The sequence below is a fragment of the Treponema sp. R6D11 genome, from assembly GCF_054786075.1.
Genome location: NZ_BDHD01001052.1, coordinates 1 through 401 on the forward strand (window position 1 = coordinate 1; position 401 = coordinate 401).

Here is a 401-nt window from a genome sequence, read left to right on the forward strand (position 1 = left end):
TAAAACCTTCAAAAGAAAGTTATACCTATATATATGCGCGCAGATGTATTTTGCTTGCCTTTAGCGGAAAGAATTTTGAAAATTTTTTGTTATTTTCTGCTCTTACTTATACTCTTTTTTCTTGTCAAAAATTAAGATTCAAGTTATATTAATCCCAGAGGATAAAATGCCTATAAAAACAAAAGTAAAAAAGACAGTAAAAAATTCTCGCCAAACAAAAACTTTAAAGACTCGTAAAAAACCCGTAAAAAAAGCTCCCAAAAAGGTTACATGGGACGATTTAGAAGCTAATTTTGCCAGAATTCAAAAAACCCAAGACGAAGCATGGGCGGAGGCTTCGTTGTGGCGGGCAAGGGAGCGAAGGGAGTGCAGGGCCGGGCTGTTTTATACATTCGACGCGG

The 401-nt window shown here is 36.7% G+C and carries 1 protein-coding gene; it reads left to right on the plus strand.

What is annotated here, in order from left to right:
- Positions 1 to 166: 166 nt before the first annotated feature.
- The coding region (locus ACYVTD_RS17450) for a hypothetical protein (RefSeq protein WP_461248893.1) at positions 167 to 401 on the plus strand (235 nt) is incomplete at its 3' end.